This window comes from Fibrobacter sp., assembly GCF_045601785.1.
Taxonomy (GTDB): Bacteria; Fibrobacterota; Fibrobacteria; order Fibrobacterales; family Fibrobacteraceae; genus Fibrobacter.
Map to the genome: position 1 here is coordinate 1 of NZ_JAZSAF010000014.1, position 5235 is coordinate 5235.

Consider the following 5235-nt stretch of genomic DNA (forward strand, 5'->3'; position numbering starts at 1 on the left):
AATCGCGATATGGCAAAAAGCGATGAAATTTATCGTACTGGTGTTATCGGACAATTTAGTCTCGCTTTTGAGTTGTCATGGAAAACTTTACAAGAAGTTATGCGAGCCCACGCCATTAACGAAGCTGAGAACGGTTCTCCGAAAAGATGCTCGTCAAAATTGAAGAATTGAAAGATTAAATCGCCGAGTGGAATTCGCCTTCGCGCTCTGAAAACGCGTTCAGGCCGAATGATTTTAACTACATTTACCGTAAATGACCGAAGTCGAAGAACAGGAAGAATACGAAGTTCGCATCGGGGCGTTCAATGGCCCGATGGACTTGCTGGTGTATCTTGTTCAGAAGAAGGAAGTTCCGCTCGAACAGATTTCGATTGCCGAAATTGCGGACCAGTTCTTAAAGTGGGTGAACGAGTACGAGGGTACCGACCTTTCGAAGGCGGGTGATTTCTTGTACATGGCGAGCCGCTTGATGGCACTCAAGGTGCAGGAACTTTTGCCGGCCGAACAGCGCGACCCCGAGATGGAAGCGGAATACAACGAAGACCGCGAACAGCTCATGAAGGAAATGCTGGAATACCAGCGCTTCAAGCAAGTCGCGAGCGGGCTGCAGGAAATGGAAAGCGAGAACTTCGGTACGTATTCCCGCGGACGCCTCGAAAAAACGCAGACCGACGAAGAGACTTTGGCCGACGCGAACATTTGGCAGCTTTTCCGCGCTTACCAGAAGAGCTTGAAGACTAAGATTTCGGAAACGATTCACCACATCGAACTCGACTACGTGACCATTCAGGACCGTCAGCAGGCGATTAACAATTATCTTGCAGTGAATGGCCGCGCCCTGTTCGAAGACTTGCTCGATAACGATTCTCACCCGATTGTGGCAGCGGTGACCTTCATGGCCATGCTCGAGATGATCAAGACGGACGAAATCGTATTCCGCCAGAGCGAACTGTTCGGGCCGATTTGGATTTACCGCAAGAAGAACAACGCCGACTACGCCGAAGAAATGGCGCACGAGACCGTGTTCTTCAGCAAGGATCCGGACGTGAAGCCTGGCCTTGTGGAAGCGATTCGCAACCAGGCGATTGCTCGCTCTAAGGAACAGACCGTAGGCGACTTGGCTGCGGTGATGCGCGAAGCCGTGCTGTGGACGGAACGCGGACGGAACGTGAGCGAAGACGATTTGAACGCCATGCTCGAAGGTCGCGAAGACTTGAGCGAAGTGCAGGAAAACCCGTTCGCCGAAATGATGAAGGCGGACGATGCTGCAGAAGGTGCGCAGGCTCCGGCTGAGAACGCTCCGGCAGAAGGTACCGCTCCTGTGGCTGATACTGCTGCGCCGGCAACTGAAACTGTTGCGGAATCCTTAGTAGAAAAGGAGATTCCCGGTCAAGCCGGGAATGACAGCATAGAGGAAACTCCTACTGAACCTGAACAATCAAGTTCTTCAGTAGAAATGGAGATGCCCGAACAAGTCGGGCATGACAGCACAGAGGAACCTGCTGCTGAGCAGACCATGAGCGACGAAGAATTCGAAGCGTTCATGAAAAAAGCCCAGGCGTTCTACGACTCCCAGGCCAATGAAAAAGGGATTGCTTCGCCGCCTACGGCTCCTCGCAATGACGAAACCGGCGACGACGATGACGATTTCTCGTCTATAGAGGTTCATACTAATGACTAGGAGATCCCGGGTCAAGCCCGGGATGACAATAGAAGACTAGTCTCGCCGACCGCCAATAAGTCCTGCGCGGTAAGCCCAATAAAGCAACTGCATAATGGAACCGATTGCGGCTGCCACGTAGGTAAGCCCCGCGGCAAACAACACTCCCGAAACCGTATTGTATTCGCGGCCCTGCGCCACGATGTCGAGGCGAGCAAGCACCTTTTTGGCGCGGGAAGAAGCGTCGAATTCTACCGGCACAGTCACCAGCGTAAAGAGTGTCGCGATACCGAACAGCAGCACACCCGCCACGGCAAGAGAATAGCCGAGCGCACGGCCCGCACTCATCAGGATGATGCCGAGAATCACAAGCCACGGACCGAGATTCGAGCCGAGGTTTGCGGCAGGCACAATGAACGAACGCAGCCACAGCGGGAAGTACCCCTGCGCATGCTGAATGGCGTGGCCCACTTCGTGAGCGGCTACACCTGCGGCAGACGCATTGCGACCGTTATAGACTTCAGGCGACAAGTTCAAAGTCTTGTTCAGCGGATTGTAATGGTCCGACAGGAATCCGTGATGCTGCAGCACCTTCACGTCGGTAATGCCCGCATCCATAAGGATGGCCTTCGCCACATCGGCTCCGGTAAGGCCGCTCGAAATGCCGACTTTTTGGCCAGCATTAAAACGGGACTTGACCATCCAGGAAACACTACCCGAAAGGGCAAGCGTCACCAGGAGAATCATCATGTATAAAGGATCGAACATCATAAAAATACCTCTAATCGTAATATACAAAATTCATTTTCAAATTGTCACGCCCAGCACGGAGATCCCCGGCCAAGCCGGGGATGACAGGAAAGGCTACATATCGCCGGTTTTCAGCTTGCTTCCGTCGCGGAGGTTGGTAAGCACAAGCCCGAGCAACAGGTAGAATCCCGCCTGCATAGCGAGCGGCAACAGAAGCGATGCTGCATCGTAAATGTCGGCTCCACGCTGTTCAATCGCAAGCCATGCCGGAATGGCAAATGTTGAAGGCAACAGGCAAGAAAATCCCTTCATCCACGCCGGAATGAGTTCGGTAGGCCAGCTAAAGTTCGAAAGGAATAGGATCGGAATGCTCATGTACAGGAACAGCTGCATGCTCGTTTCGCGACGCAGGAATACCTGCGAAAGCACCATCCCGAAGTTGATGACCGAAAACAGGAACACGATTGCAAAAGCCACCATCGGCAAAATTTCACCACGGCGCGGAAAATCGAACACGTTGTACACTACAAAGTGGTAGAACAGGATAAAGCTGCAGTAATGCAAGAAGTACGCGAGCGAACGGCCAAAGTAACGGTAAGGCATCAGTTCGTTTTCGACGGAACTGTCGCGTTGCAACTTGCGGAACTTGCGGTGAGCACGAGCTCCGCCCAGAATGCAAATGCCAATCACCAGCGTCTGCTGCAAAATCAGCACCAACACGCTCGGCACCACATAGTTCGAATAGCTACCCGTGTTGTTGTACATGGTCTGCACGCTGATGGGAATCGGGTCGCGCATGGCAATTGCCTTGGCCGCAGGGACTTTCTTGCCGAGGGCTATTCGCTTGACTTTGGTAGTTGCCCCAACAGTCAATGCGCATGTAGTAAACGCCGTTCCGATGTTGCCGTGGAGCATCACGTAGGCGCCGTGCGTAAACACATTCACGTTCGTCTTGCCACCGTTACGGAGCGTCTTTTCCATGTCTTTGGGAATTACCATGAACCCGTAGATTTTTTCTTCGGCCATGGCCTGTTCCGCTTCGCGGATATCCGAAAACACGTAGCGCACATCGATTTGCTGAGCCGCGGCAGACATCTGCGTGAGTTCGCGCGACATCACCGTATGGTCAAGATCCACTACAGCCACAGGCACATCTGTAGCCGTCTGATTCATGTAAGGTGTCGGGTAATAGAAGGCGTAAAGCACGCCCGCCACCACCAGCAACAGCACCGCCGCAGGGTCGGTGTAAAAAAGCTTCCATTCGGCAAACGCCACCTTGAAAAGTCGCCTAAAGAGGTCTATCATTTGCGCCTCCTTTCAGCCATATCAGAAGCAATCGCCTTGCGAATACTCAAATCCGAATAGACGGCGCCGGCAATATTTTTCAGCTTATCCTTCAGGTGCAACTTTTCACGGGCTTCCCAGTCCACCTCTTTTTCTTCGGCGACTTTCCAACGCAAGAACAACAATTTTGAGGCGAGCAAATGCCAGAACAGCGCCATGAACAAAAGCACCACGATCGATTCCCAGGCGTGCGCCTTGCCGACCGAGCCCAAGAGCATAGCGGACTGAACCTTAAGAACATGAGTAAGCGGTAGCAGGAAAGCAAAGCCGCGCACCACCAAGGGCATCGCCATCACCGGAAAAGTCTGGCCCGCAAACGCAAATGCGGGGCCGGCGATAACGCCCGCCACGCTCGAAGACATACGCATGTTGCCCGTAATGCCCACAAAGGCGGCCCCCGCTCCAGAGCATGCGAGAAACATCGCCAACTGCCCCGCAGACACCACCACGAATTCATCGAAAGTCATCGGCGTGAGCGCACGGCGAGCATACGCATACACCGCCACCATCGACAGCCACTGAATCACGACCAGCGGCAAAACTGTCGCAGCGCCAAGCACCACGCGCGAGCCGCCCGCCGCCTTCAAGAATTCGCGGACGCGGTGATCGCGGAACGGGAAACTGAACAGGTACACCGCCGCCAAAATTCCGGCCAAATGGAAAATGGCTGTCACCAGCCCGAGCCCTAAAAAGCCCTGGTAGTTACCGCTATTATTGCTCACGGACTTGAGTTCTACATGAATCGGGTCATCCATCTGCTTGGTAAACAAGTCGGCGCCAATCGCCGAAATCACCGAGCGGATTTCCTTGACCGCAAACGTATTCGTAAGATAATTCTGGCCGCTGGAATACACCGGAATCACGGGCGTTTCAAGCCGGAGCGCGCGGCGTTCCATTTCGTACGGGAGCACGATAAACGCCTGCAAGTCACCGCGAATCACCGCATGTTCGCATTCGCTACGGTCGTGGCATTCCACCGCGACTTCGAGCACGGGGTCTGCACGCAATGCCATTTCGACTTTATCGGCCAGCTGCGAACGGTCTTGCTTTAAAAGGCCAATCGGCACATGCTGAATGATTTCGGCCGAAAAGAAATTCACCATAAAGACCGATGTCACCACCGGCAAAATCAGGAGCACCAGCCACAACACGATATTGTGACTGATATAGATTTTGCGAATCGCTCTAAAGAAATCGATAAACAAGGCGCACGACCTTACTGAACCTGTTCCATCGGGAAAAGCACGCTCATGCCGGGGCGCAAGTTTTCGATTCTAGTCTTCGGGCGCAGGCGCACTTCGAAACTCTTGAGATCGAAACCGCCGCTTTCCTTGGAGCTGCGCCAGGTGGCGTAATCGCCTACAGACGCAATGTAGCTGACTTCCATTTCCACGTTCTTGTCGAGTGCCGGAATGAACATGCTGAAGGTCTTGCCCTTGGACACGTTCTTGAGCAGGTCTTCGCGCAAGTGGAATACCGCC

At 53.5% G+C, this 5235-nt stretch carries 4 protein-coding genes and 1 pseudogene; 1 reads left to right on the forward strand and 4 read right to left on the reverse strand.

What is annotated here, in order from left to right; genetic code table 11:
• Nucleotides 1-253: 253 nt before the first annotated feature.
• The gene (locus tag ACKI61_RS02700) at nt 254-1681 is read left to right on the forward strand and encodes a segregation/condensation protein A (RefSeq protein WP_407456273.1); all 1428 of its coding nucleotides are present in this window, start codon (nt 254-256) and stop codon (nt 1679-1681) included.
• Between the two features lie 36 nt (nt 1682-1717).
• Here ACKI61_RS02700 and ACKI61_RS02705 read toward each other — a convergent pair whose 3' ends face one another.
• The 4 genes and pseudogenes from ACKI61_RS02705 to ACKI61_RS02720 all read right to left on the reverse strand — a co-directional run.
• Nucleotides 1718-2431 carry a zinc metallopeptidase gene (locus ACKI61_RS02705; protein ID WP_083532327.1) on the reverse strand — a complete coding sequence of 238 codons (714 nt, stop codon included), beginning with the start codon at nt 2429-2431 and terminating at the stop codon, nt 1718-1720.
• Nucleotides 2432-2524: 93 nt separating this feature from the next.
• The gene (locus ACKI61_RS02710) at nt 2525-3715 is read right to left on the reverse strand and encodes an ABC transporter permease (RefSeq protein WP_407456274.1); all 1191 of its coding nucleotides are present in this window, start codon (nt 3713-3715) and stop codon (nt 2525-2527) included.
• Nucleotides 3712-4959 (reverse strand): ABC transporter permease, encoded by a 1248-nt coding sequence (locus tag ACKI61_RS02715; protein WP_407456275.1) that lies wholly within the window; start codon nt 4957-4959, stop codon nt 3712-3714. The genes ACKI61_RS02710 and ACKI61_RS02715 overlap by 4 nt, the downstream gene beginning before the upstream one ends.
• A gap of 11 nt (nt 4960-4970) precedes the next feature.
• Nucleotides 4971-5235: pseudogene (locus tag ACKI61_RS02720) on the reverse strand (secretion protein HlyD); the annotation flags it as partial.